The following is a 26280-nucleotide window of genomic DNA, read 5'->3' as shown; positions in this document are numbered from 1 at the left end:
GACCACAGTGACCGTCACCGCGCCCGCCGCGCGTCGGGCCAGGGCGCCCCGCCGCTGGGGGTTCCTGGTCCGCCGCCTGGGCTTCTATCTGGCGGCGGCCTGGTCGGCGATCACGTTGAACTTCTTCCTGCCCCGGCTGATGCCCGGCGACCCGTCGTCCGCGGTCGTCGAGAAGCTCCAGCGCGTCAGCGGCCAACAACTGTCACCGAGCGCCCTGGAGTCGATCCACAAGGTCTTCGGCAACCCGGACGCCAACCTGGGCCGCCAGTACATCGATTACCTGGGTCAGCTGGCGCACTTCGATCTCGGCATCTCGGTCAGCAACTTCCCCGTGCCCGTCAGCGACTTGGTATGGCAGGGGCTGCCCTGGACCCTGCTCCTCGTCGGCTCGACCACGGTGCTCGCGTTCGTCCTGGGCACCGGGATCGGCGCGGTGGCGGGCTGGAAGGCGGGCAGCCGTTTCGACGCCGTGGTCAGCCCGCTCACCACCTTCGTCTCGGCCATCCCGTACTTCTGGATGGCGCTCATCGCGCTGTGGCTGTTCGGCTTCCAGCTGGGCTGGTTCCCGCTGTCCGGCGGATACGACGCCGACGTCCCGATCAGCTTCTCCCCGTCGTTCCTGGTCAGCGTGCTGCACTACGGGGTGCTGCCCGCCACCACCATCGTCTTCTCCGCCTTCGGCGGCTGGCTCCTCGGCATGCGCAACATGACGGTCACCACCGTGCGCGAGGACTACGTTCTTCTCGCCCAGGCCAAGGGCCTGTCCAACCGCAGGGTGATGCTCCGCTACGCGGCCCGCAACGCCGTCCTGCCGAACTTCACCGGCTTCGCTCTCGCCCTCGGTCACGTCGTCGGCGGCGCACTGCTGACCGAAGTCGTCTTCAACTACCCGGGTGTCGGCTATCTGCTCTTCACCTCGCTCCAGCAGCGCGACTACCCGGTCATGCAAGGGGTCTTCTTCCTCATCATGCTGACCGTCCTGCTGGCCAACCTGCTGGCCGACTCGGTGTACGCCCTGCTCGACCCGCGCATCAGAGAAGGAGGGTGACGGGCCGTGAGCACCGCATTCCTCACCAGCCGGAAGGTCCGCACAGGCCTCGGCATCCTGGCGTTCTTCTGCCTGCTCGCCGTGTTCGGGCCCTGGCTGGTGGACAGCCTGCTGGGCCTCGACCCGGGCGAGAACGACACCAGTGTCATCGCCCAGCCGCCCAGCGGCGACCACCTGCTGGGCACCAACCAGTTCGGGCAGGACGTCCTCGCCCAGGTCGTCGCAGGCGCCCGCGGTTCGATGTACGTCGGGGTGCTCGGCGCGGTGGTCGGCACGGCGATGGCGATCCTGGTCGGCGTACCGGCCGGGTACTACGGCGGCAAGGTGGACTCCGCCCTGAACTTCCTGACGAACCTGTTCCTCGTCCTGCCCGTGCTGCCGCTCATCCTCATCGTGGCCGGCTACCTGGAGGGCACAGGGATCACCACCATCGCCCTGATCATCGGCTTCTTCGGCTGGTCCGGTGGGGCCCGCACCCTGCGCGCCCAATCGCTCAGCATCGCCAACCGCGACTTCGTACGGGCCATGCGGATGCTCGGCGAGCGAGGCCGCCGGCTGGTCTTCGCCGAAGTGCTGCCCCATCTGACCGGGCTCATCGCGTCGATGTTCCTGCACGCGATGATCGGCGCGGTGATGGCCGAGGCGGGACTCGCCTTCCTCGGCATCTCCGACTCCTCGACGATCAGTTGGGGCACGATGATCCAGTCGGCACAGGCGCAGAGCGCCGTACTGCGCGGCCTGTGGTGGTGGTTCGTCCCGCCCGGCCTGTGCATCGCCCTGATCGGTACGGCCTGTGCCTTGGTCAACTTCGGCGTCGACGAAATCGCCAACCCCAAGCTGCGCGTGGCCCGCCCCGTCTCGGCGCGGCGCGCCAAGCGGCTCGCGCGAGCGGGTGGTGCGGCGTGATCGCCCTGTGCCCCGGGCCGACGCGCTCGATGACAGTTCCGTCCGGAGGTGGACCCCGATGACCGTACAGGCCGAGCAGCACAGGCCGTCCAAGGCCCCGGCCGCGCAGGCCGTCCTCGAGGTACGTGGCCTGTCCGTCGAGTACGCCACCGGCAGCGTTCCCGTACGCGCCTGCTCCGACGTCTCCTTCACGCTGCGCCGGGGGGAGATCCTCGGCGTGGCGGGGGAGTCGGGCTCCGGGAAGTCGACGCTGATCACCGCCCTGACCCGGCTGCAGCGTCCACCCGCCGTCACCACCGCCGGGGAGATCCTCTTCCACGGCCGCGACGGCGCCCCGCCCGTCGACCTCGCCGCGCTCGACGGCAAGCAGATGCGCCGCTACCGGTGGACCGCCCTGTCCATCGTGCTGCAGTCGGCGATGGACGCGCTCAACCCGGTGATGCGGATCGGCGCCCAGTTCGCCGACGTCCTGCGGGCCCGCGACCGCTCGCTGAGCAAGCGGGCCGCCTGGACGCGGGCCGCTGAACTCCTCGCCCTGGTCGGCATATCCGCCGACCGCGTCCGCGACTACCCTCACCAGCTCTCCGGCGGCATGCGCCAGCGCGCCGCCATCGCCCTGGCCCTGGCCTGCGGGCCCGAGCTGGTGGTGATGGACGAGCCGACGACAGCCGTCGACGTGGTGATGCAGCGCCAGATCCTTGCCCAAGTCCTGCGATTGCGCCGCGAATGGGGATTCGCGGTCGTCTTCGTCACCCACGACCTGTCGCTGCTGCTGGAACTGGCGGACCGTATCGCCATCATGTACGCCGGCCGCATCGTCGAGGTGGGCGAGGCGGCGGCCCTCTACAGCGCTCCGAAGCACCCCTACACCCAAGGCCTGCGCGACTCCTTCCCGCCGTTGCACGCCCCACTGCGCACCTTGCGCGGCATCCCCGGCACCCCGCCCGACCTGCGCCGCCCACCGGTCGGCTGCCCCTTCCACCCGCGCTGCGCGCAACGGATGCAGGGCTGCGAGGAACGGCTGCCGGCCCTGCTGCCCATAGGGCCGCAGGCAGGGCACGATGCGGCCTGCCTGCTCAACGAGACCGAGGCCGCGATCGACAGCGGCGAGACGAAAGGCGGGATCCTGTGAGCAAGGTCCTGCGCGACAAGGCATCCGAGGCCGACGCGCCGGAGTACGTTCTGGAAGCACGGGACGTCTCCAAGCACTTCACCGTCCGCGGTCCCCTCGGCGGCACGTCCGTCGTCCGCGCCGTCGAAGATGCCACCGTCCGTCTGAAGCCCGGTCAGATCCTGGCGCTGGTGGGGGAGAGCGGCAGCGGCAAGACCACTCTGGCCCGCATGCTGGCCCGCTTCCACGAACCGACCCAGGGCGAGATCGTGCTCCGGGGCGAGACCGTGAGCGGCAACCGGCGGGCACAGCGCACCTACCACTCCGAGGTGCAGCTGATCTTCCAGGACCCCTTCGGATCGCTGAACCCGCTGCACCGTGTCCGCTACAACCTCGACCGCGCGCTGCGCCTGCACCAACCGCACCTGACGTCCCAGGGGCGAGAGCAGCGGATCACCGAACTCCTCGAACGGGTCAGTCTCACCCCGGCCGAGGACTTCGCGGCGAAGTTCCCCCATGAACTCTCCGGCGGACAGCGCCAGCGCGTAGTCATCGCCCGCGCGCTCGCCGTGGAGCCCAAGGTCCTGCTCGGCGACGAACCGATCTCCATGCTGGACGTGTCGATCCGGCTGGAGATGCTCAACCTCCTGCAGCGACTGCGCACGGAGGACGGCCTGGCTTTGCTCTACATCACGCACGACATCGCAGGCGCGCGCTACCTGTGCGACGAGATCGCCGTGATGTACGCAGGGCAGATGGTGGAGTCCGGCCCCAAGGAAGAGGTGATCGCGTCCCCGCAGCACCCATACACCAAACTGCTCATCGAGTCCTCTCCGGACCCCGAGCGCGCAGTGGAGGATCGCGCAGCACTCTTCGCGGGCGCCGACGAGCTGGGTGAGCCGCCCAGCCTGATCGACCCGCCCACGGGCTGCCGGTTCCACCCCCGCTGCCCCTTCGCGATGCCAGAGTGCACCGCGGAAGCCCCGCCGCGCACCGAGTTGGGCGAGGGGCACTGGACGATGTGCTGGTTGCACGTCAAGGGCCGGGCCGGGGAACTGGCCGAGACGACACACGCCGCGGCGGCCGCCGCCCGGCGCGAGACATCGCAGGGAGCACTGTGACAGCACGACGGCGTGACAAGGCGCCCAGCCAAGCGGACGTGGCACGTCTTGCCGGGGTGTCCCAGTCGGCGGTGTCCCGGGTGATCAGTGGCAACGCGGCGACCGCGCGCATTCCGGAAGAGACGCGGCAGCGCGTCTTCGAGGCCGTGCGAGAACTGGGCTACGTCGCCAATCCGGCGGCCCGGGCCATGCGCAAGCAGCGCAACAACCTGCTGGGTGTGCACACCTTCGAGCGGGTCTTCCCCCGCGCGCACGAGGACTTCTACTTCGAGTTCCTCCTCGGGATCGAGGAGCGGGCCGAGGAGACCGGCTTCGACCTGGTCCTGTTCACCTCGACCGGGTCCGGAACCGACGGCGAACGCCGGATCTACAAGGACGGCACCAATCGGCTCAACCTCGCCGACGGCAGCATCCTGTTCGGTGTCGCCAGCGACCGCGGTGAGCTGGCCCGCCTGTGGTACGAGGGCTATCCCTTCGTCCACATCGGCCGCCGCGACGTGCCCGGCGCACAGATCCCGCAGATCGTCCCCGACTACCGCTCGGCGACCGGACAGATCGTCGAACGGCTGGTGCAGCACGGCCATCGACGGCTCGGCTATGTCCGTGAGTGGCTGCGGATGGAGCCGTACGAGGACCGTCGCCTCGGTTACGCGGAGGCCGTCGAGCGGCACGGTCTGACCGACACCTCTCCGGGATTCCACGGTGCCGAAGGCATCGAAGGGGCCTGGCTCGACGAAGTGGCGCGCGGCGCGGTGACCGCGATCGTGGTGGAGTCCGTGCAGCTCGCGGAGTCCCTGTGCGAGCAACTGGCCGGGCGTGGACGGAAGATCCCCGACGACGTGTCCGTCGCCGTGCTGGAGGCGGCGCCCGCGGACCTGTCCGGACAGTGGGACTCCCTGGTCATTCCCCGCGTCGAGATCGGCCGACTCGCCGTGGACCGACTGCAGGCCATGCTCGACGACCCCGATCTGCGCACCGGCAGCCTGCTGGTGCCCTGCCCGCTGATTCCCGGCACCACCATCGCGGACGCGCGCGACTGAGCCCGAAACAACCCGCAACACCCGACAACTCCGGACGCGCCGGCACACGAGCGGCGCCGTTCGTCGGTCCTGGCTGCCCCGACACCGATATGACCGACCACTGCGACCGGTAGAGCCGGCAGAAGGAACCCCGAACTCATGACAGACATACGAACCGAGGTCCTCGTCGTCGGCGGCGGCCTCGGTGGCGTGGCCGCAGCGCTCACCGCCGCCCGGCTCGGCCGCACGGTGGTGCTCACCGAGGCCACCGACTGGCTCGGCGGGCAACTCACCGCACAGGCCGTACCGCCCGACGAACATCCCTGGATCGAAGGACCGGCCGCCCCGCCCGGCTACACCGAACTGCGCCGCCGTGTACGCGACTACTACCGCCGCAACTATCCCCTCAGGCCCGATGCCGCACAGGACCCGCTGCTCGACCCCGGGCTCGGCGTCGTCAGCCGGATGTGCCACGAACCGCGGGTGGCCGCCGCCGTCCTCGAAGAGATGCTCGCCCCGTGGCGGTCCTCCGGCGCGCTCACCGTCCTGACCGGATACGAGCCGGTCGCCGCACACACCGACGGCGACCGCATCGAGGCGGTCACGCTGGCCGGTCGGCATGGCGAACGCGAGATCACCGTCCAGGCCGACTACGTCGCCGACGCCACCGAACTCGGCGACCTCCTCGAACTGGCCGGTGTGGAACACGTGATCGGCGCGGAAGGGCGCGACGAGACCGGGGAGCCGCACGCCCCCGAGACCGCCGACCCCCTCGACCAACAGGCCGTGTCCTGGTGCTTCGCCCTGGACCACCGGCCGGGCGAGGAGCACGTGATCGACCGGCCCGCCTCCTACGACCACTGGCGCAGCACCGTCGCCCCGTTCTGGCCCGGTTCGCAGCTCTCCTTCACCGACGTCGAGCCCATCACGCTCCAGCAGCGCACGTGGGCACTGATGGGCGCCGACCGGGCGGCGGGCGAGCACTTCGACCTGTGGCAGTTCCGCCGCGTCCTGGCCCGCGAACAGTTCGCGGCCGGTGCCTTCGCCTCCGACGTCACCGTGGTCAACTGGCCGCAGATCGACTACTGGGAGGCGCCGCTGCTCGGCGTCGACGCCCAGCGGCGACAAGCGGCACTCGAAGCCAGCCGCGATCTGTCACAGTCCTTCCTGTACTGGCTGCAGACCGAGGCCCCCCGCCCCGACGGCGGCACCGGCTGGCCGGGCCTGCGGTTGCGGCCCGACGTGACGGGCACCTCGGACGGGCTGGCGAAGACGCCGTACATCCGTGAATCGCGCCGCATCAAAGCGGAATTCACCGTTCTCGAGCAGCATGTGGGCGTCGAGGCCCGCCCGCCGGCCGCAGGCGGTGCGGTGTTCCACGACAGCGTGGGCCTCGGCAGTTACCGCATCGACCTGCACCCCAGCACCGCGGGCCGGTCGTACATCGACATCGAGTCCTACCCGTTCCAGATCCCCCTGGGTGCACTGATCCCCGTACGCGTCGACAACCTCCTGCCCGCCAACAAGAACATCGGCACCACCCACGTCACCAACGGCTGCTACCGACTGCACCCTGTGGAGTGGGCCATCGGCGAGGCCGTCGGCGCCCTCGCCGGGTTCTGCCTCGACCGGACCCTGCCGCCCCGCAAGGTCCGCTCCGACCGGAACCAACTGGCCGACTACCAGCGGCTGCTCAGTCGCACCCTCGGCATCCAGCTCGCCTGGCCGGAGGAGATCCGCTCCCGTCCGCACCACTACTGAAGGTCCGCCACCCCTCAACGGCCGTACCGTGACGGCCGGTTCAGCTCCCGCGTCCCCGGCACCTGACCGCCGGGGACGCGGGCCCGATCCGCATCTGAGAGGAATCCGCCATGAGCGGCGATGACCACGAGTCCCGTACAGAGGAACTCCTGGGACGGATGACCGTCGAGGAGAAGCTCGGTCAGCTGCAGCAGCTGGCCTGGGCCTGGGACACCGGGCCGGGTGGTGGCGACACCGCGGCCGCCGAGGCTGCCGCCCGCAAGGGCCTGCTCGGCTCGGTGCTCAATGTCGTCGGTGCCGAGGCGAGCAACGCGCTGCAGCGCATCGCCGTAGAGGAGTCCCGCCTCGGGATCCCCCTGGTCTTCGGCCTGGACGTGATCCACGGTTTTCACACCACGTTCCCGATTCCGCTGGCCCAGGCCGCCGCCTTCGACCCGGCGGTGACGGTCGCGGACGCAGAGGTGTCCGCGCGTGAGGCGCGGTCCAACGGGATCCACTGGACGTTCTCTCCGATGATGGATGTGACCCGGGAACCGCGGTGGGGCCGGATCGCGGAGAGCATCGGCGAGGACCCCTGTCTGGCCACCGCTTACGCGGTGGCCAAGGTGCGCGGCTACCAGGGTGACGACCTGTCTGCCGAGGACCGGATCGCCGCCTGCGCCAAGCACTTCGTCGCCTACGGCGGTGCGGAGGGCGGCCGCGACTACAACACCGTCGACGTGTCCGAGCAGCGCCTGCGCAACCTCTACCTGCCCCCGTTCAAGGCTGCCGTCGACGCCGGCGCCGCCACCGTCATGGCCGCCTTCAACACCATCAACGGCGTCCCGGCCCACGCCAACGAGCACACCCTGACAGACATCCTCAAGGAGTCGTGGGGCTTCGACGGTGTGGTGGTCAGTGACTGGACCGGCGTCCTGGAACTGATCACGCACGGCAGCGCGGCGGACGAGGCCGAGGCAGCCCGGCGGTCACTGACCGCCGGAGTCGACATGGAGATGGTCTCCACCACCTTCGTCGAGCATGGCCGTGACCTGCTGGCCTCGGGGGAACTGACTCAGGAGCGGCTGGATGACGCGGTGTCCCGGGTGCTGCGGCTGAAGCTGCGGCTGGGCCTCTTCGAGCGCCCCTACGTGGAGGCGGCCGCGGCACTGACGACGCCGACGGCCCAAGCGCGGGCCGCGGCGCGCGAGGCGGCCGGGCGGTGCATGGTGCTGCTGAAGAACGAGAACGCTGCCCTGCCTCTGGACGCGTCGGGCGTGGGTTCGCTGGCGGTCGTCGGTCCGTTCGCCGACTCCGTCGACCTGTTGGGCACCTGGACGCTGCCGGGCGCGCCCGAGGCGACCCCGGTACTGACCGGGCTGCGGGCAGCGCTGCCGGACACCGACATTCGCCACGCGCTCGGGGTGACAGCGGAAGGGACCGACACCACGGGTATCGCGGAGGCGGTGGCCGCCGCCGAGGCTGCCGATGCGGTGGTGCTGGTGGTCGGCGAGCCGTCCGCGATCAGCGGGGAGGCGGCCGTGCGCAGCGAACTGGGCCTGCCCGGCGCCCAGGAGCAGCTGATCGACGCGGTGGCCGCGACCGGCACACCGTGTGTGGTGGTGCTGGTCGGGGGCCGCCCGCTGACCATCGGCGGCTGGGCGGACAAGGTGGCGGCGATCTTGATGGCCTGGCACCCCGGCATCGAGGCCGGCCCCGCCGTGGCGGATGTCCTGACCGGCGCCGTCGTTCCGGGCGGCAAGCTCCCGGTGACGTTCCCTCGTGCGGTGGGCCAGGTCCCGCTCTACTACAACCACGAGCGCACCGGCCGTCCGTACAACCCGGCCGAGCCCGACGTGAAGTACGTCTCGAAGTACCTCGATGTGGCCGACGGCCCGGCGTTCCCCTTCGGCTACGGCCTGAGCTACACCACCTTCGAGGTGGGTGAGCCACAACTGAGCCGTGAGCGGATCGCGTCGGTGGAGTTGCAGGCGGGCGCACCGGTCGAAGTGGCCGTCCCGGTGCGCAACACCGGTGAGCGGGAGGGCGAGGAGGTGGTCCAGCTCTACATCCAGGACCCCGCCGCGACCATCGTCCAGCCGGTCCGCCGACTCCGCGGCTTCCAGCGGGTCCGGCTGGCGGCGGGGGAGGAACGTGAGGTCCGCTTCACCCTGGGCGGCGACGACATCGGCTACTGGACCAACGAGCCGCACGGCGTGTTCACCGTGGAGCCGGGCGAGATCCACATCCACATCGGTAACAGCTCACAGACTCAGCTCCGGCGCACCCTCCTGGTCACCTGACCACGATGACCCGGTGCCGGCCGAAAGGGGACCAGGCCCGCACCGCACGGACCGGCTCGACCCGGACGACGAAGCCGTCCGCCGAAGGGAGCGATGCACCGAGGAGATTCCCCTCACCCGCTCTTCGATCCACATCGCCTGGACGCCACGTCGGAAGTGCCGTGCGTGGTCGGTCGAGGCATGCCTCATCCAGGAGTCGTCAGCCGCGTGTCCGTGCGTCGTCATGGTCACGCGGTGGGGAGAAGCATGAGAGCAAGAATCTGTGCGGCCGTGGTGGCCCAGGCAATGCTGGGACTGCTGCTGGCGGGTGCCGCCACGGGCACCGCGCACGCCGCCACCACCACGTACTACGTGTCGCCGTACGGCAGTGACAGCAACAGCGGTACGTCGCCGGACCAGGCATGGAAGTCGGTCGGCAAGGTCAACGGATTCACGTTCCCGGAGGGCAGCACCGTCGCGTTCCAGGGGCAGGAGTGGTTCTCTGGCTGCCTGGTCTTCAACTCGACGAACGTGCCGGTGTCGTCGGCGTCCACGCCGTTCAAGGTGACGTCGTACGGCACCGGAAAGGCCACGCTGAAGTCGGCCTGCACGGGGGACTACTCGGCGGCGGTCACCGCGGATGCCGTGAGCGGCTTCGAGCTGAACAACCTGACGCTGGTCAACGGCACCACGACCGCGGCCGGGGTACTGCTGGAAAACCAGACGTCGTCGACGGCGACCACGGGCCTGAAGGTGACGGATTCGGACATCTCCGGGTTCGCGACGCCCAGTGGCAGCAGCAGTACCTTCGGCGGTCAGATCATGGTCCTGGGCTACGCGGTCAACGGCAACAACGGGCCGTTGGACGATGTGGAGATCCTCGACAACAAGCTGCACGGCACCAAGGTGACCTCGAATTCCGGTCCTGGCATCTACGGCTGGGGCTCGGGGGTCAACATCACCGACGTACGGGTCACCGGTAACACCGTCTACGACCTGGGTATGGCGGCCCAGAGCACCGGGGCCGCGCTGACCGGGAACGGCTGGGACGGTGCGGTCATCGAGCACAACGTGGTCCATGACATCGGGGCGAACGTGACCTCGTGCGGCGGCGCCAGCGGCATCATGACGTACACCTCGAATGATGTGACGATCCGCAACAACGAGGTGTACAACGTGCAGCCGTCGCCGGCCTACACGGCCGGCTGCGACTGGGACGCCATCGACCTCGACGGCGGCACCACCAACTCGGTGGTGGAGTACAACTACACCCACGACAACGCGGGCAGCGGCTACCTGGCCTACACCTCGACCGCCAGTTCGAGGGTGTGGGGGCCGAACACCTACCGCTACAACATCTCCGAGAACGACGACTGGGCGAACGTCCAGGGCGGCCTGTTCGACGTGGTGCCCAGCGCACCGAAGAACGCGCTGTCGATCTACGGCAACACCTTCTTCACCAACCACGACCAGAGCGCGAACAAGAAGACCGGCGCGAGCGCGTGCTTCCTGTTCGGCTACGCCTCCGGCACGTGGGCCAGTGGGTCGCAGATCAAGGACAACATCTGCCACATGGCGAACAAGGGCACGTACGGCAAGACCGGCCAGATGTACTACAACCCCTACGGGCAGACCGGCATGACGCTGTCGAACAACCTGTACTACGGGACGAACACCGGCGGTTGGCGCTGGAACGGCACCACCTACAGCGACTTCGCCGCGTGGACGGCGGCCGGTCTGGAGTCGGGTGCGGTGTGGGGCGACCCGCTGTTCACCTCGCCGGGCGCGGGCGGCACCTGCTCGTGGTCGCCGACCTCGGGCACCGGACCGCAGCCCTGCCCGCAGGCCTACACGCTCACGTCCGCCTCCCCGGCCCGCCAGGCCGGTACGGCCGTCTCCGGCAACGGAGGTGCGGACTACTACGGCACGACCATTCCCAGCACACCGAACATCGGGGCCGATGCCGGATAGGCGCGGCCCGGTTCAACTGATCCCCCCGTTGGCAGTCGGCACCGGTCTTGCGTGCCCAGAGCGACGAAGACCGGTGCCGTCTGTGGGACACACGCAGTGAGCGAGACGCCCGGAGCGGCTCCTGTCGCATGTCATCATTGAATGACATCGCTTGATGACATGAACGGGAACTCTCTTGCCGCCCTCCATATCGACGCACATGCCCGACGACTCCGCCGCATCGGCGCCCACGCTCCGCCACCCACGGGCCCTCGTGCCCGTTCTCGTATCGCTCGGCATGCTCGTCGCCGTCGTCAGCAGCCTTGGCGCACCGCTCATCCCGACCATCGCCGCCGAGGACCAGGTCTCCCTCTCCACCGCGCAGTGGGCGCTGACGGTGACGATGCTGGTCGGAGCCATCGCCACACCTGTCATGGGGCGCCTCGGCGACGGTCCGCACCGCAAGAAAGTGATCCTTGCCGGACTCACGGTCGTCCTGGCGGGCAGTCTTCTGGCGGCCCTTCCGCTCGGGTTCGCCTGCCTCCTGGTGGGGCGGGCGCTGCAGGGTGTCGGCATGGGGCTCGTGCCGCTCGCCATCGCCACCGCGCGCGACGCGCTGCCCTCGCCGAAGGCGCGGTCGGCGGTAGCCACCCTCTCCCTGACCACCGCGGCCGGCATTGGTCTGGGGTATCCGATCACCGGCCTGTTCGCCCAGTACCTCGGCATGTACGCCGGATTCTGGTTCGCGGCCGCCATGGCCGCCGCCGCGCTCACCGCCACCGTGATCGTCGTGCCCGCACCGCCGAGCCGGCCCACCACCGCGATGGATGTCCCCGGCGCGCTGCTGCTGGCCGGCGGCATGGCGGCCCTCCTGGTGACACTGGCCGAGGGGGAGCGGTGGGGCTGGGGTTCGGCGCGGCTGCTGGCGGTCGCCGCCGCCGCGGTCGTCCTGCTCGCCGGATGGGTACTGCACTCGCTGCGCGCCACGCACCCGCTGGTGCGGATTCGGCTCGTCAAGGACCGTGGCGTCCTCGTCGCCAACCTGACCACGATGGTCGGCGGAGTCGGCACGTACCTGCTGATCTCCCTGGTCACCCGCTACGTTCAGACGCCCGAGTCCGCAGGTTACGGCTTCGGCGCGTCCATCGTCGTCACCGGCCTGCTGCTCGTACCGTTCTCCGCGGCCAGCCTGGTCACCGGCCGGCTGGTGCGGATGATGGGCCGAGCGGCGACACCCGCCCGCATGCTGCCGCTGGGCTGCGTACTCTCGCTCGGCGCTCTGGTCTGCTTCCTGCTGGCCCGCTCCAGCCTGTGGGGCATCGGCGCGATGATGGCGCTCGCCGGACTCGGCGTGGGGGTGACCTTCGCCGTCACGCCCGGCCTGATCGTCGGCGGCGTACCCGCGGAGGAGACGGGCAGCGCGATGAGTTTCAATCAGGTCGTGAAGTACATCGGATACTCGACCGGCAGTGCGCTGAGCGCGGTGATCCTGCAGGCCTCTACCGCCCCTGGCGCGGCGCTGCCGACCAACGGCGGATACCGCGACGCGGGCCTCGCCGGCTGTGTCGCCTTCGTCGTCACCGGCATTCTCGCCGTGGCGCTCACCCGGGCAGGCGCGCGGTCGTCCGTCGTCGCCGCGGGGCAGGGCACGCTCGCCACGGCGAGCGACCGGGCGCGACCCGAGCCGAGCCGCCGGTGACCGGGGCAGGACCGGGCCAACGCCGGAGCTCCGCCCGCAGCCGCGAGGCGCTGCTGCGGGCGGCGACCGAACTGTTCTCCGAGCGTGGCTACGACCGCACCACCATCCGCGAGATCGGCGAACGGGCCGGCGTCGACCCCGCGCTGATCGCCCGCTACTTCGGAAGCAAGCCGCTGCTGTACGTGGCGGTGCTGCGCGCCGAACACGGTGACAGCGCACCGGACGACCTGCTCACCGAACCCCGCCTGCGCGAGGTCGCCGCACGCGCGGAGCGGCGAGGGCCGGTTCCACTGCTGAGGGTCGCCGTTCAGCCGCTGAGCGATGAGGCAGCGCAGGACGCCACCCGCGCGGCCCTGCGGGCCCGCCTCGTGGAGCCGCTGCGCACCCGCTTCGCCCGCGAGGGCCAGGACCGGCCCGGACTGCGGGCCGACATCCTGGTGGCGGCAGTCGCCGGTGTGCTGCTCGCCCGTCATTCCGGGGCGTTCGAGGACCTGGCCGAGGCAGAGGTGGACGAAGTCGTCGACGTCCTGCTGGAGACGCTGGATGCCGGGGCAACCGGTGCCGCACAGGACAGACATCCCCGACAATGACGGACGTCATTGCGGCCTGGGCCCCGCCGATGTCCGTGGCCACCGACGAGCTGGGCGCGGGGGGAGGGCGGACCGGATCGTGGGCGACGCGCACCGGCCACCGTGCGCGGACCACGCCTCGACACGGCGGGGACGCCCCGCGCGTGTTAGTCTCAGTCTTTTGCACGGCCGGGACGGCCGGGTTCCGCTGGTTCGGCTCCCGCTGTTCACCGGCCGTCCGTTCCTGCCGGGCCTTCCTCGGTACGTTCCGCCTGCGGAAGGCTCTTGATGAACCACCCGGACCACGCCCACGGCCGACATGGCGACCCCACCCCGGTGCTGCCCGCGGTCGCCTCCTTCGCCGACCTGGAACTGCCGGCCGAGGTGCTGCGAACGCTCGCCGAGCGAGGCGTGCACGAGCCCTTCCCGATCCAGGCGGCCACGCTGCCCAGTGCTCTGGCGGGCCGGGATGTCCTGGGCCGCGGGCGCACCGGATCGGGCAAGACACTTGCCTTCGGTCTGCCACTGCTCGCACGGACGGCAGGGCGGCGCGCGGAGCCGAAGCAGCCTCTCGCTCTGATCCTGGTGCCCACCCGGGAGCTGGCCCAACAGGTCACCGAGGCGCTCGGGCCGTACGCCGACGCTCTTCGGCTGCGGATGGCCACGGTCGTCGGGGGCGTGTCGATCGGCCGACAGGCCGCTGTGCTGCGCGAAGGGGCCGAAGTCGTCGTCGCCACTCCCGGTCGCCTGCACGACCTCATCGACCGCAGGGCCTGCCGCCTGGGCCGGGTACGCGTCACCGTGCTCGACGAAGCCGACCAGATGTGCGACATGGGCTTCCTGCCCCAGGTCACCGAGGCGCTCGACCAGGTGCACTCGGACGGCCAGCGGATGCTGTTCTCCGCCACCCTGGACCGTGACGTCGACGACCTGGTCCGCCGCTACCTCCACGACCCCGTCGTCCACTCGGTCGACCCTTCCGCGGGCGCGGTCACGACGATGGACCACCATGTGCTGGTCGTCCACGGCCCCGACCGGTACGCCGTCACCACCGAGATCGCCGCCCGCGACGGCCGCGTACTGCTGTTCCTGGACACCAAGCACGCCGTCGACCAGCTCACCCGGCATCTGCGGGCCAGCGGAGTGCACGCCGAGGCCCTGCACAGCGGCAAGTCACAGCCGCAGCGGACACGGACTCTCGCGCAGTTCAAGAACGGCCGGATCACCGTCCTGGTGGCGACCAATGTGGCGGCCCGTGGCCTGCACGTCGACGACCTCGATCTCGTGGTGAACGTCGACCCGCCCACCGACCCCAAGGACTATCTGCACCGCGCGGGCCGCACCGCACGGGCCGGTGAGTCCGGCAGCGTCGTCACGCTGGTGCTGTCGGGCCAGCGCCGCGAGATGAGCCGGGTGCTGGCCGAGGCCGGCGTCCGGGCGAACACCACGAAGGTGCGCTCGGGCGAGGCGGAACTGAGCCGGATCACCGGGGCCAAGGCCCCCTCCGGCAACCCGCTCGACGGCGGCCCCGCCGCCCCCCGCCCCAAGAACACCAACGCCCCCTTCCGCGGCCTCGGCACCAGCAAGGACGTCTCCCGCGGTACCGGCGGCAAGTCCCGCAAGTCCAGTGAGGCCCGTAAACTCGCCGAGGCCCGCAGGGCGGCTCAGGTGCGCCGCGGCGGCTGAGCTCGTCCGGCGGTCTCGTATCACCTGCCGGTTCCGTCCGGTGCCACATGAGACGGAGATCCGAGATGCCCGGCCGCGAGGCGGCTTCAGCCCCGGAATCCCGCGCGCGGCACGCCATCCGGAGCGCCGGCCGTGACCGGCCGGTGACCGGCGCCCACTGCGGGCTGCCGCCCCGCGCGGGACTTCGAAACCCTGGGTCGGGCCGCCCTGTTCGACGACGAACCTGAATTTGTTAAGTGCCTTGACAGATGGGACGGCGGTGACGACCGTACTGGAGGCACGACCGGCTCGACCCGGCCGTTCCCCTGCCCCAACGCGCCAACAGGGGTGGTGACTTCACCCGCGCCTGGAATCACGGGAGTACACGGATGCCGTCAAAGCTCAGACATCGCCGTCTTGGCCTGTTCGCCTCTGTCATGGCCCTGACCGCTGCCGCGCTCGCCCTGCCGGGCGCATCGGCCAGTGCCGGCACCGCTGGGGGAAGCATCGACTTCTCCGCGCGCCACCAGCGCATCGACGGGTTCGGCGTCTCGGAGGCGTTCCAGCGCGCCGCCGTCATCCACGGCCTCAACGGCCTGTCCGCCGAGAAGGGCGACGAGATCGTCAAGCTGCTCTTCTCGCCGAAGGACGGCGCGGGCCTCAGCATGCTGCGGCTCGGCATCGGCTCCTCCGCGGACGAGGTGTACGACCACATGAAGACCATCGCCCCCACCGCCCCCGCGAGCCCCGACGATCCGCTGACGTACGAGTGGGACGGCAACGACGGCGGCCAGCTCTGGCTCGCCCAACAGGCCAAGAAGTACGGAGTGAAGCGCTTCGTCGCGGACGCGTGGAGCGCCCCCGGCTACATGAAGACCACCGGCTCCGACGCGAACGGCGGCTCGCTGTGCGGCGTCGTCGGCACCGACTGCGCGAGCGGCGACTGGCGCACCGCGTACGGCAAGTACCTGGCCCAGTACGTGAAGTTCTACAAGCAGGAAGGCATCCGCATCACCGACCTGAACTTCACCAACGAGCCCGACTGGAAGGCGACTTACGCCTCCATGCTGTCCACCCCCGAGCAGGCCGGCGACGCGGTGAAGGTGATCGGCCCGGTGCTGCGCGCCGAGGCCCCCGGCACCAAGCTGTACTGCTGTGACAGCTTCGGCTGGGACCAGGGCAAGGCCTACGCAGCGGCCATCGCCGCCGACCCGGCCGCCGAGAAGGAGGTCAGCGCGTACAGCGCCCACGGCTACGCGTCCGCGCCCACCAGCCCGCTGATCGACAGCGCGAAGCCTGTGTGGATGTCGGAGTGGGCGGGCAGCGGGGTGTGGCCGAGCCAGTGGGACGACGGCACGAACGCCGCCGGGCTCGCCTGGGCCGAGAACATCCACACCACGCTCGCCGACGCCGACGCCTCCGCCTTCCTGTTCTGGCTCGGCGCGTCCATCGGCAACACCGGCGCCCTCATCCGCATGGACGGCGACAGCTACGCGGTCTCCACGCGGTTGCGGGCGATGGCCGCGTACAGCAGGTTCATCCGGCCCGGCGCGGTACGGGTGGACGCCGCCTCCGGCGACGACGCGGTGCTCGCCTCGGCCTACCGCAACACGGACGGAAGCGACGTCGCCGTCCTCATCAACACCAGTACGGAGCCCATCACCACGGATCTGGCCCTGAAGGCCGCCAAGGGGCACGAGGCCACCGCCTATCTGACCAACGGCGACCACGACGTCGCCACGGTGGACGGCCTCGCGCAGGTCTCCGACGGGCACCTGACGGCGAAGCTGCCCGCCCGCTCAGTCGTCACCGTCGTATGGGCGCCGGGTCCGCGGTAACCAACGGCCTGAAGGTCGCGCGTCAGTCGCTCGTTCAGGTCGCTCATCATTCTGGTCGTGCACTGACACATGTGCCCCGCCGAGGCGCGTCTCGGCGGGGCCGCCCGCACAAAAACGATTGCAGCCCGGCCCAGGCCCTGGGTACGGTCCGCGCATGTCTCTTACGCCCCGTGTTTCTTAGTTCGGACACCAGCTTCGACGTCACCCTTGTGTCCTTGAGCTGTCACGGAGCGTAAATTGATGAATACTCTTCGCGGTACCGGCCTGTTCCGGAACCGGGACTTCTCGCTGCTGCTGAGCGGCCAGTTGGTCTCGGCTGTCGGTGACCAGGCGCAATTCATGGCTCTGCCGCTGATCGTGCTGGCCCTCACCGGGTCGGCCACTCAAGCCGGGTTCGTACTCGGCCTCGGTACCGCTTCCTTCTTGGCGTTCGGGCTGATCGCCGGCGCCCTCGTCGACCGGTGGGACCGTAAGGCCACCATGATCTGGTGTGAGCTCGGCCGGGCCGTGCTCACGGCCGGCGTCGCCGTCGCGCTGTGGCTGAACAGGCTCACCATGCCCCAGCTGTATGCGACAGGCGTGCTTGCCGGGATCCTGACCACTCTCTTCCAGGTGGCGAACACAGCGGCGCTGCCCAACGTGGTCGGTCCGCGCCGGCTGTCCGCTGCGCTCGGCTACTCGCAGTCCGCCGCCGGCGCGGTGGGCATCTTCGGGGCTTCACTCGCTGGTGCGCTCTACGCCCTCGGCCGGACCGTGCCGTTCGCCGTCAACGCTGTTTCCTTTGCGGTGTCCGCGGCATCGCTGCGTTTGATGCGTGCCCGATTCCAGCTGGACCGGCAGGGCGTGCGGACGGCGTCCCGACTCACCATCGAGATCCGAGAGGGGCTCGGCTGGCTATGGCGCCAGCCGGTCATCCGCTTCCTCACGCTGGTTTCGGCCGCTGACAAGGTGCGTTACGGCGCCGGTTACCTGTTGATCATCACGCTCGCCCGGCAGGTGGGTGCCTCGCCGCTGTGGATCGGCGTCATCTTCAGCGGCGCGGCGGTCGGTGCCATGGCGGGGGCGCTGGTCTCGGACAGGGCCGCGCGCCGCTTTCCGCTGGGCCGGATCGCCGTGGTGATGCTGTGGCTGGAGGCATTGATGTTCCCGCTGTACGCTCTCGCGCCCAACCCGCTGCTGCTCGCGGCGGTGGCGGCCGCCGAGTCGCTGGTGGCTCCGGTGTACGCGGTGGCCATGACCACCCACCAACTGGCCATCACCCCCGATGAGCTGCGGGGCCGAGCGATGAGCGCGGTCTCCACGCTCACCACGGGAGCCTTGTCGATCGGCACGCTCGCAGGCGGCGCGCTGATCACCACACTCGGTGCCAAGCCGCTGGTCTGGCTCTGCGGAGCATGGCTGCTCGTCCTGGCCCTTCTCACCACTGCCAACCGGGCCGTGCGGCAGGCGCCGCCGGCGGGCGCGCTTCCGCAGCAACAGGTCACCAGCACGGCCGAGACCGCCGACATGACTGGCTAGCACCCAAGGCCGCGGCCACCGTTGCTCGGCCGGCGAGGTGTTGGCCCGGCGGGGGTGGGGACGTCGGTGAGCCGTTCCAGGAGTTGGTCCAAGGCGGCTCGGCCGTCGTCGACCGCGGCGCGTTCATCGTCCGTCGGAGGGATGCCTGCCGGAATTTTCTGCAGATTCTCTGTTGCCTCCAGGGGCGGCAACGTACCCGGGTCCGTGCACGGGTCGAGGCCGACACCCCTCAGGCAGGTACCAGCACAGGCCGCCCCCGCACCTGGCCCCCGCGCAGTCGGCCGAAGGCCTCCCGTGCCACGGACAGCGGGAACTGCTCCGTCTCGACGTGGAGCGCCCCCGAGCGGGCGAGGGCGATGACCTCGGTGAGCTCGGGCCGGGTACCCCAGAACGGCAGCGAGACCCGCAAGCCCGGGGGGAGGAAGCCAGGCTTGCGTACCGTCAGCTGACCGCCGCCGCTGCCGACCAGCGCGAGTTCGCCACCGGAGCGCAGGACCTCGGTGGCGAGTTCGAGGGTCGCCGTGGTGCCGACGAAGTCGAGTACCGCGTCCACTCCCAAGCCGCCGGTCCGCGCCTTCAGCACCCGGGCGGTGTCCGACCGCATCAGGGTGCCGCCATGCGCGCCGGACTGTTCTGCGAGTGCCAGGGCCTCCTCGCGGACGTCGACCGCGAAAACGCGGCTCGGGGTGGTGGCGCGCAGGATCTGGACCGCCAGGTGTCCGAGCCCTCCGACGCCGATGACCACGGCGGTGGTGCCCTCGCCCAGGGCGTGCCGCATTCCGGCGACGGTGTGGTACGAGGTCAGGCCCGCGTCGCAGAGCGGTGCCGCCTGGGCGGCCGACAGATCGCCGATCGGCACCAGTTGGCGGGCGGACGGAACCAGCACGTACTCGGCCATCCCGCCGTCCCGGCCGAGTCCGACCCCGTGCCAGTCGAGGTCGCCGCGCCGGTCGCAGTAGTTGTCCCGGCCGACGGCGCAGCGGGCGCAGCCTCCGCAACCCCAGGGACCGTAGAGCGCGACGCGCTCACCCACCGCAGGTCCGTCGGCATCGGGGCCGAGGGCCGCGACGTGCCCGGCGACCTCGTGGCCGAGGGTGAACGGCGCCCGGTAGGGGAGTTCACCCGCGGCCGCGTCCACGACATGCAGATCGGAGTGGCAGAGTCCGGCGGCTTCCACCCGGACCAGTACTTCCGCCTCGCGGGGGATCGGCCTCTCGACTTCGCAGAGCGCCGGTTCGCCTCCCCACGCTGTCAGCCGCATCGCCTTCATCTTCACCGTCCCACCTCTTGCCGGTTCATTGGTGATCACGGTAACAGAGACGAAGTCAGTTCAGTAAAGGCTTTCACGGAGAAGGAGTCGCAGGATGAGCGGCGATGCACGACAGGGCCGATTCGAGGGCAAGGTCGCGATGGTGACAGGGGCCGGCTCGGGCATGGGTGCGGCGATCGCCAGGCAACTGGCCGCCGAGGGGGCGCGAACGGTCGTACTGGCCGACGTGAACGGCGAAGCGGCGACAGCTGTCGCCAAGGAGTTGCCCGATGGCCGGCCCGTCTCGCTCGACGTGGCGGACGCGGAAGCGGTCGACGCGGCCGTCGAGGACGTAGTGCGGGAACACGGGCGGCTCGACGTCGTGGTGCACGCTGCCGGAGTCGATGACCCGGAGGTCAAGCAGGTGATCGCGGACGCGGTGACGGAGGGCCGCGCGCCGGAGGTCACCGACCGGCTCGGCGACGCGGCCTGGCGGCGCGTCATGCGGGTCAACCTGGACGGAACCTTCCATGTGCTGCGCGCGGCGGTGCGGGCCATGCGGCCGGTCAAGGCGGGTGCGATCGTGGTCATCGGCTCCTCGTCGGTCTTCGACACGCCTGTGGGCTATCCCCATTACGCCGCCTCCAAGGCGGGTGTGCACGCGCTGAGTCAGGCCGTGGCCAAGGAAGTCATCGCGTCCGGGATCCGAGTGAACGTGGTGGCACCCGGCCCGACCGAGACAGGCATGGCGGCGCGTACGCCCGCCGCGCTGCGCACCGGTTTCGCCGATCCGAGGGTGCGTCCCTATGCGACGCCCGAGGAGATCGCCGACATCGCCCTGTTCCTGGCGAGCGACGGTGCGGCGAATCTGGTCGGGGCGGTGCTGCTCGCCAACGGCGGCCGATTCACGGCCTGATCGGTCACCGGTCCGGCCCGGTACGGCCTTGCCCGGTTCGAGCCCGCAGTCACGGTGGGGGCGGTTTCGGACCGGGCCCGGCGGGGCGGGCCTTCCTTGGCGGGCCCTGCCTCGCCGTGGCCAACGGCGCCCGAATCAACTCGTGCACGGGTATTGCCCGCCCGGGTCCCGATGCTTACGGTTCACGAATTGAGTTCAGTTTGCCATGCGCTCGGATGGAGCGCTGAGGCGCCGGGCGCTCGGGCGACCGGCGCGAGGAGACGGTCGACGTGGATCAGTTTCTGCTCGTCCTGGTGAGCGGTCTCGCCAGCGGTGCGGTGTACGGCCTGATGGGCCTCGGACTAGTGATCATTTATCGGGCGACGGACGTGGTGAACTTCGCGCTCGCCGGCTTGGCGACCGTCGGGCTGTACGCGGCGTTGACGCTGTACGACAGAGGACTGCCGCTGCTACTCGCCGCCGTGGTCGCCATCGTGGTGACCGCGGCGGTCGGCCTGGCCGCCCGTGAAACGGTGATCAGGCCACTCGCGCAGGGAGAGTTGCTCTCGGCGCTCGTCATGACCATGGGCCTCTCGCTCATCACGGAGAGCGTCATCAGTACGATCTGGGACGACCAGCCGCGGCTCTTCCCGAGCCTGATGGAGGGATCCGTCTCGCTGGGAGGCTCGGCGATACCGACGCAGAGCCTGCTCACCATCGCCGTGGCGGCCGTCGCGATGGCGTTGGTGGCCTATCTCTTCGGACGCACGACCATCGGCTCCGCCATGCGCGCCGTCGCCGAGTCCGCCGACACCGCGCGGATCCTCGGCCTCGGTTCGCAGCGCATCGCCCGGATCGCCTGGGCGCTCGGGCTCGGTCTCGCCGCGCTCGCCGCCTTCCTCTACGCGCCGCGGGCCGGACTGGTGCCGACGGTGCTCAGCGCACCGCTGTTCCGTGCCTTCGCCGGGATCTTCCTCGGGGGCCTGACCAGCATGTACGGCGCCGTCATCGGTGGACTGACGGTCGGTGTGCTGGACAACCTGGCGGCGAGCTATGTCTCGGCCGGCTACCGGGACACCTTCGTGTTCTCGTTCACCATCCTCGTGCTGCTGATCCGCCCGCAGGGGTTGTTCGGTGTGCGCACGTTCCAGCGAGTCTGAGGGAGCGGTCCATGTCTGTCGTCAGTCGTTCCACCCTCGCCAAGGCGGCGCTCGGGCCACTGGCCGCGGCCGCACTCATCGCCGTGCTGGCCGCCGGGGCCATCCCGCCGTATCAGGCGTACTCCGTAGGGCTCGCGGCGGTCTACACCGTGCTCGTCCTCTCGGTCGGTCTGCTCGCGGGCTGGGCCGGCATCTGGTCGATCGCCCATCCCGCGTTCTTCGCCATGGGCGCCTACTTCGCGGCGTACGGCAGTACGCACGGCTGGTCGCTGGAAGTCGTGGTGTTCGGCGCGGTGGCGTGCAGCGCGGCCTTCGGGATGTTTCTGGGGGCCGCCGGCGCGCGGTTCTCGATGCTGTACGTGGCCCTGCTGACGCTCGCGTTCACCATGGTGTCGCTGGAGGTGATGGGGCAGTGGACCAGCGTGACCGGCGGTGACCAGGGCATTGGGATGGCGAAGCTGGACAGCGCCCTGGGGCTCGGCACCATCGCCAGTGCCGGCACGCAGGCTCAGTACCTCGCGGTGGGCGGGGCCGGGATCGCGCTGGCGGTGGCCGCGCTGGCCCGGCCCAGCTCCCTGCGGATGCGGTTGGTCGCGGCCCAGTCCCACCCGATGGCGGCCCGGTCGATCGGCATCGCGCCGGAGGCCCAATCGGCGCTGGCCTTCGCGGTGAGCGCCGCGTTCGCCGCGCTGGCGGGTGTACTGCTGGCTCTGGTCGTCGGCTTCGTCAGCCCGGAACCGTTCTCACTGGCACTGGCGATCTCGCTGATCGCCGCGTGCGTGCTCGGCGGCCCGGGCACGCTGCTGGGCGCTGTCGTCGGTGGCGCGTACCTGACCTGGGTGCCCACGGCCGCCGAGAACGCGGGGGTGCCGCAGCCGATCCTCCAAGGAGTCGTGCTCATCGCCGCGCTGCTGTTCCTGCCGGGCGGAGTGGTGGTCTTCCTCGGGCGGACGGGCCGCCGGTTGCTGCGGCGTCCCACGTCGCAGCCCCCGGCTCCCGTGGAGCCGCCCGAGGAGTCGCCACGCCCCGTGCCCGCACCGGAGGCAACCGCTCCTGAGCTGCTGCGGCTTGACGAGGTGGCGGTCACCTTCGGTGGCCTCAAGGCACTCGAAGGTGCCTCGATGTCCGTACGGGCAGGCGAGACCCTCGCGATCATCGGCCCCAACGGTGCGGGCAAAACGACGCTGCTGAACGTCCTGTCCGGGCTCGTCGGGGGCGGGCGGGTCGCGGGCAGCGCGCAGTACGGCGGCACACCCCTGCTGAAGAGCCGCGCCACCGCCCGCCGCCGGCTCGGCATCGGCCGCACCTTCCAGCATGCCGAGACGTTCCCCGAGCTGACCGTCCTGGAGAACGTGCTGTGCACCCGTCGCCGTGTCACCGCGCACAACCGGGCCAGAGCGGCTGAGCTCCTGGAGCAAGTGGGCCTGGCGCACGTCGCGGACCGCTACCCGGGCGAGTTGCCGTTCGGCCTGCACAAACGCCTCGATCTGGCCAGGGCGCTCGCCGAGGAGCCCCGACTGCTCGTCCTGGACGAGCCGTTCGGCGGTCTGGATGCCGGTGAACGCACCCTGCTGGCGCGGCAGATCGTACGGCAGCAGCAGCGCGGCACCGCCGTCGTGATCATCGACCATGTCCTCGACGACCTGTTCGCCGTCGCCCACCGCGTGGTGGCCTTCGACTTCGGCCGGCCGATCGGCGAGGGCAGCCCCGGCAAGATCCTTGAGGATCCCCGGGTGCGTTCCTCCTACCTGGGTGAGGGCGGCGCCAGGGACGAACTCCCGAGCCGGGACGGCACCGAGCGTGCCGCCGTGCACCTCGACGGTGTGCACCACGCCTACGGCGGGGTCACCGCTCTGCGCGGGGTCGACCTGACGATCGCCCAGGGCAGTGTGGTCGGCATCGTCGGCGCCAACGGCGCGGGCAAGAGCACGCTGGGCCAGATCCTGCACGGTACGCTCCCGCCCACCCGCGGCCGGCGTGCAGTCGGCGAAGAGCTGCGCAGCGCCCTGGTGCCCGAGGGCCGCGCACTGTTCAAGACGCTCTCCCTGCGGGAGAACCTGGAGGTCGCCGCGTACGCCTCGGGCATCAAGGGAGCGGATCTGCGGGCGCGGCTGGCGGAGACCGCCGAGTGGCTGCCGCCTCGGTTGCGAGAGCGGATGGGCGTACCCGCTGCCGGGCTCTCCGGAGGCGAGCAGCAGATCCTGGCGATCGCCCGGGCCCTGATGGCGCGGCCCGACCTCTTGATCGTCGACGAACCGGCGCTCGGTCTGTCCCCGGCGATGGTCGACGAGGTGTACGCCCGCCTGGGCCGACTTGCCCGTGAGGGCATGACGGTCGTTGTGCTGGAGCAGTCGCTCGGCCGCGCCGCGTCCACCTGCCACGAGGTGGTCGTGCTGCACGAGGGCGGCATCGCCGTCCGTGGTGAGCCCGCCGACCCGCTGTTCCTCGCCCGAGCCGAGCAGGCCTACTTCGACGGTCAGGACGACGCTCCCGTGGCCGCCGCACAGAGCTGAGGCCCACCGCCCGGCCGACTCGCGTCGCGGATCGACAATCAACGGCGCCTTCGGCCGGGGTCCGGGCACGACTGTGGCGCGTGCAGACGCGGCAAGGCCGCTCACGGCGCTCCGCCGTGAGCGGCCTTGGAGCTCCGAACAGCATGGGCACCCGGCTCGTGCTCTGTTCGGAGCTCTTGCTGCGCATCCGTCACGCGGGCGATCGCGCGAGTTGTCGCGACGGGCTGACACCGACTCGGTATCTGTAGTGTGCAACTTGTTGACCCTGGTGAGCGCTCGAGGTAGGAACTGAACTGAAGTGGCGTCAAGAAGCCGTGCATGCATGGTTCATCTCGCCTCTCATTCCAGTGACGTGCGCAGCCAGGGCTGTATGTCATGAGTCCGGCGCGGGAGTCTTGCGCTTTGAATTGGATTCGGTTTTGCTGACTGGTGGGCGGATGAACGCCAGCGCACCTGACGGGACAGCCGACCCCTAGACCGGAGGAGAGCCGCGTGCACACAGAAGCTGTCGATCTGCTGATCATCGGCGCGGGAATGGCGGGGCTGACCGCCGGCGCCCGCGCCGCTCGCGACGGCCTGTCCGTTGCGATCGTCGAGATCGGCAGGGACGTCGGCGGCTCCGCACGCTTCGCCGGTTACGCGTGGACCGCCCCCAGTCATGACGTCATGGACGAGCACAATCCGCGCGGAGACAACGCGCTCAAGCGCGCGCTGGTGGACCGGTTCGCCGACGGCGTCTCCTGGATCCGCTCCATCGGCGTGGAGGCGAAGGACGCCCAGCGTGTCCTCAGCTTCGGCCGCGGGCACCAGTTCGACACCAACCACTACGTCGACACCTGTCGACGACTCGTCCTGGAGGGCGGTGGCGAGCTGCTGCTCGAGACCGACACCGAACGGCTGGTGGTCGAGCAGGGCATCGTGACCGGAGCGGACCTGAGGGCGGCCGACGGCACGCGCAGGCAGGTGCGGGCCCGCACCACGCTCATCGCGACCGGCGGATTCCAAGGCGACCTCGCCCTGCGCAGCGCACATGTGCACCCGCACGCCGACCGCATGCAACTCCGCTCCAACCCGCACAGCCGCGGCGGCGGTTACCGACTGGCCACCGAGGCCGGCGCCGGCACCAGCCAGGAAGACGCCGGCTTCTACGGCCACCTCATTCCCAGCGGAATTCCCTTCGCCGACCCGGCTGACTTCGTCGACATGTCGCTCTATTACAGCGAACACGCGCTCCTGTTCAATCTGCGCGGCGAGCGGTTCACCGACGAGACGCTCGGCGACCACCTCACCGCCATGGCGCTGCTGGAGCAGCCCGAAAGCCGTGGTCTTCTCATCGCGGACGCCCGCGTGTTCCGCGACTGGATCGTCGGCTCGTACGTCGAAGGCGCCGTCGCCGTCGACAAGTTCGCCCTGGCGAGCAAGCGAGGCGGCCGGGTCGGACTGGCCGAAGACCTGGACGAGCTGGCCTACCTGCCCGAGGAATGGGGCTACGGGGGCGAGACCGTCCGCAACGCCGTCAAGCTGTTCAACGAGCATGCCTCGGCCGGGGCGGAGCCGACGCCCGGCCGGAAGCTGGACCGCCTGCCGCTGGACGAACCGCCGTACTACGTCATCGAGACGGTGCCGGCCATCACCTTCCCGTTCCACGGCGTACGGATCGACGACCGGGCCCGCGTGCTGCGCGAAGACGGCCGGCCACTTGAAGGGCTCCTCGCCGCCGGATCGGACACCGGCGGTCTGTGGCACCGCGCCTACGCGGGCGGACTCGCCTCGGCCCTCGTCTTCGGACTGACAGCCGCGAAGACCGCCACCGAGATGACACACCGTCCCTGACCGGACCCTCGCAGGCCATGCGCACGAGGCAGCCGCAGGCGGTCACCGAAAACATTCCGCACGGAACCGGGCCCGGGGCGCGCTGACCCGTTTCCTCGCCGTGTGGCCGCGCCCGGGCGGCAAGGGCGCCAACCAACACCGTTCGCTCAGTTTCCTGCCTTGGA

Annotated in this window: 18 protein-coding genes; 17 read left to right on the top strand and 1 reads right to left on the bottom strand. The window is 70.3% G+C overall.

Annotated features, from left to right (window positions below; all coding sequences use genetic code 11):
• The first annotated feature begins 7 nt into the window (after positions 1–7).
• The 13 genes from ACFY16_RS16725 to ACFY16_RS16665 all read left to right on the top strand — a co-directional run bounded on the left by ACFY16_RS16725 (position 8) and on the right by ACFY16_RS16665 (position 18466).
• On the top strand, positions 8–1048 hold the full coding sequence (locus tag ACFY16_RS16725) for an ABC transporter permease (RefSeq protein WP_390648185.1): 1041 nt from the start codon (positions 8–10) through the stop codon (positions 1046–1048).
• Between the two features lie 6 nt (positions 1049–1054).
• A complete protein-coding gene (locus tag ACFY16_RS16720) occupies positions 1055–1954 on the top strand; it encodes an ABC transporter permease (protein ID WP_390647856.1) in 900 nt (299 codons plus the stop codon).
• Between the two features lie 58 nt (positions 1955–2012).
• Positions 2013–3086 (top strand): ABC transporter ATP-binding protein, encoded by a 1074-nt coding sequence (locus ACFY16_RS16715; RefSeq protein WP_390647855.1) that lies wholly within the window; start codon positions 2013–2015, stop codon positions 3084–3086.
• Positions 3083–4186 carry an ABC transporter ATP-binding protein gene (locus ACFY16_RS16710; RefSeq protein ID WP_390647854.1) on the top strand — a complete coding sequence of 368 codons (1104 nt, stop codon included), beginning with the start codon at positions 3083–3085 and terminating at the stop codon, positions 4184–4186. The genes ACFY16_RS16715 and ACFY16_RS16710 overlap by 4 nt, the downstream gene beginning before the upstream one ends.
• A 38-nt stretch (positions 4187–4224) precedes the next feature.
• A complete protein-coding gene (locus ACFY16_RS16705) occupies positions 4225–5226 on the top strand; it encodes a LacI family DNA-binding transcriptional regulator (protein ID WP_390647853.1) in 1002 nt (333 codons plus the stop codon).
• A 138-nt stretch (positions 5227–5364) separates the two neighbouring features.
• Positions 5365–6966, top strand: coding sequence for an FAD-dependent oxidoreductase (locus tag ACFY16_RS16700; RefSeq protein WP_390647852.1), 1602 nt, complete (start codon positions 5365–5367; stop codon positions 6964–6966).
• A gap of 110 nt (positions 6967–7076) precedes the next feature.
• Positions 7077–9248, top strand: coding sequence for a beta-glucosidase BglX (gene bglX, locus ACFY16_RS16695; protein WP_390647851.1), 2172 nt, complete (start codon positions 7077–7079; stop codon positions 9246–9248).
• A 246-nt stretch (positions 9249–9494) separates the two neighbouring features.
• On the top strand, positions 9495–11198 hold the full coding sequence (locus ACFY16_RS16690; RefSeq protein ID WP_390647850.1) for a right-handed parallel beta-helix repeat-containing protein: 1704 nt from the start codon (positions 9495–9497) through the stop codon (positions 11196–11198).
• A 199-nt stretch (positions 11199–11397) separates the two neighbouring features.
• Entirely contained in the window at positions 11398–12876 is a 1479-nt protein-coding gene (locus ACFY16_RS16685) for an MFS transporter (RefSeq protein ID WP_390647849.1), read from the top strand.
• Positions 12873–13466: a TetR family transcriptional regulator gene (locus tag ACFY16_RS16680; RefSeq protein ID WP_390647848.1), complete on the top strand. Its 594-nt coding sequence runs from the start codon at positions 12873–12875 to the stop codon at positions 13464–13466. The genes ACFY16_RS16685 and ACFY16_RS16680 overlap by 4 nt, the downstream gene beginning before the upstream one ends.
• A gap of 267 nt (positions 13467–13733) precedes the next feature.
• Complete coding sequence (locus tag ACFY16_RS16675; RefSeq protein WP_390647847.1) at positions 13734–15131, top strand: DEAD/DEAH box helicase; 1398 nt, start codon at positions 13734–13736, stop codon at positions 15129–15131.
• Between the two features lie 416 nt (positions 15132–15547).
• Positions 15548–16948, top strand: a complete 1401-nt coding sequence (locus ACFY16_RS16670; protein ID WP_390647846.1) for a glycoside hydrolase — start codon at positions 15548–15550, stop codon at positions 16946–16948.
• Between the two features lie 240 nt (positions 16949–17188).
• Positions 17189–18466, top strand: coding sequence for an MFS transporter (locus tag ACFY16_RS16665; RefSeq protein WP_390647845.1), 1278 nt, complete (start codon positions 17189–17191; stop codon positions 18464–18466).
• Between the two features lie 229 nt (positions 18467–18695).
• Here the strand turns inward: ACFY16_RS16665 and ACFY16_RS16660 are convergent, their stop codons facing one another.
• On the bottom strand, positions 18696–19736 hold the full coding sequence (locus ACFY16_RS16660) for an NAD(P)-dependent alcohol dehydrogenase (RefSeq protein WP_390648184.1): 1041 nt from the start codon (positions 19734–19736) through the stop codon (positions 18696–18698).
• A gap of 94 nt (positions 19737–19830) precedes the next feature.
• On the opposite strand from ACFY16_RS16660, the gene ACFY16_RS16655 reads away from it, so the two are divergent.
• The 4 genes from ACFY16_RS16655 to ACFY16_RS16640 all read left to right on the top strand — a co-directional run bounded on the left by ACFY16_RS16655 (position 19831) and on the right by ACFY16_RS16640 (position 26116).
• On the top strand, positions 19831–20631 hold the full coding sequence (locus tag ACFY16_RS16655; RefSeq protein WP_390647844.1) for an SDR family NAD(P)-dependent oxidoreductase: 801 nt from the start codon (positions 19831–19833) through the stop codon (positions 20629–20631).
• Positions 20632–20900: 269 nt separating this feature from the next.
• Entirely contained in the window at positions 20901–21770 is an 870-nt protein-coding gene (locus ACFY16_RS16650) for a branched-chain amino acid ABC transporter permease (RefSeq protein WP_390647843.1), read from the top strand.
• An 11-nt stretch (positions 21771–21781) separates the two neighbouring features.
• The gene (locus tag ACFY16_RS16645; RefSeq protein WP_390647842.1) at positions 21782–24283 is read left to right on the top strand and encodes an ATP-binding cassette domain-containing protein; all 2502 of its coding nucleotides are present in this window, start codon (positions 21782–21784) and stop codon (positions 24281–24283) included.
• A gap of 492 nt (positions 24284–24775) precedes the next feature.
• A complete protein-coding gene (locus tag ACFY16_RS16640) occupies positions 24776–26116 on the top strand; it encodes an FAD-binding protein (RefSeq protein ID WP_390647841.1) in 1341 nt (446 codons plus the stop codon).
• Positions 26117–26280: the final 164 nt, after the last annotated feature.

The sequence above is a fragment of the Streptomyces sp. NPDC001315 genome (assembly GCF_042896175.1).
GTDB lineage: Bacteria > Actinomycetota > Actinomycetes > Streptomycetales > Streptomycetaceae > Streptomyces.
This window is presented reverse-complemented; position numbering and strand designations above follow the sequence as displayed.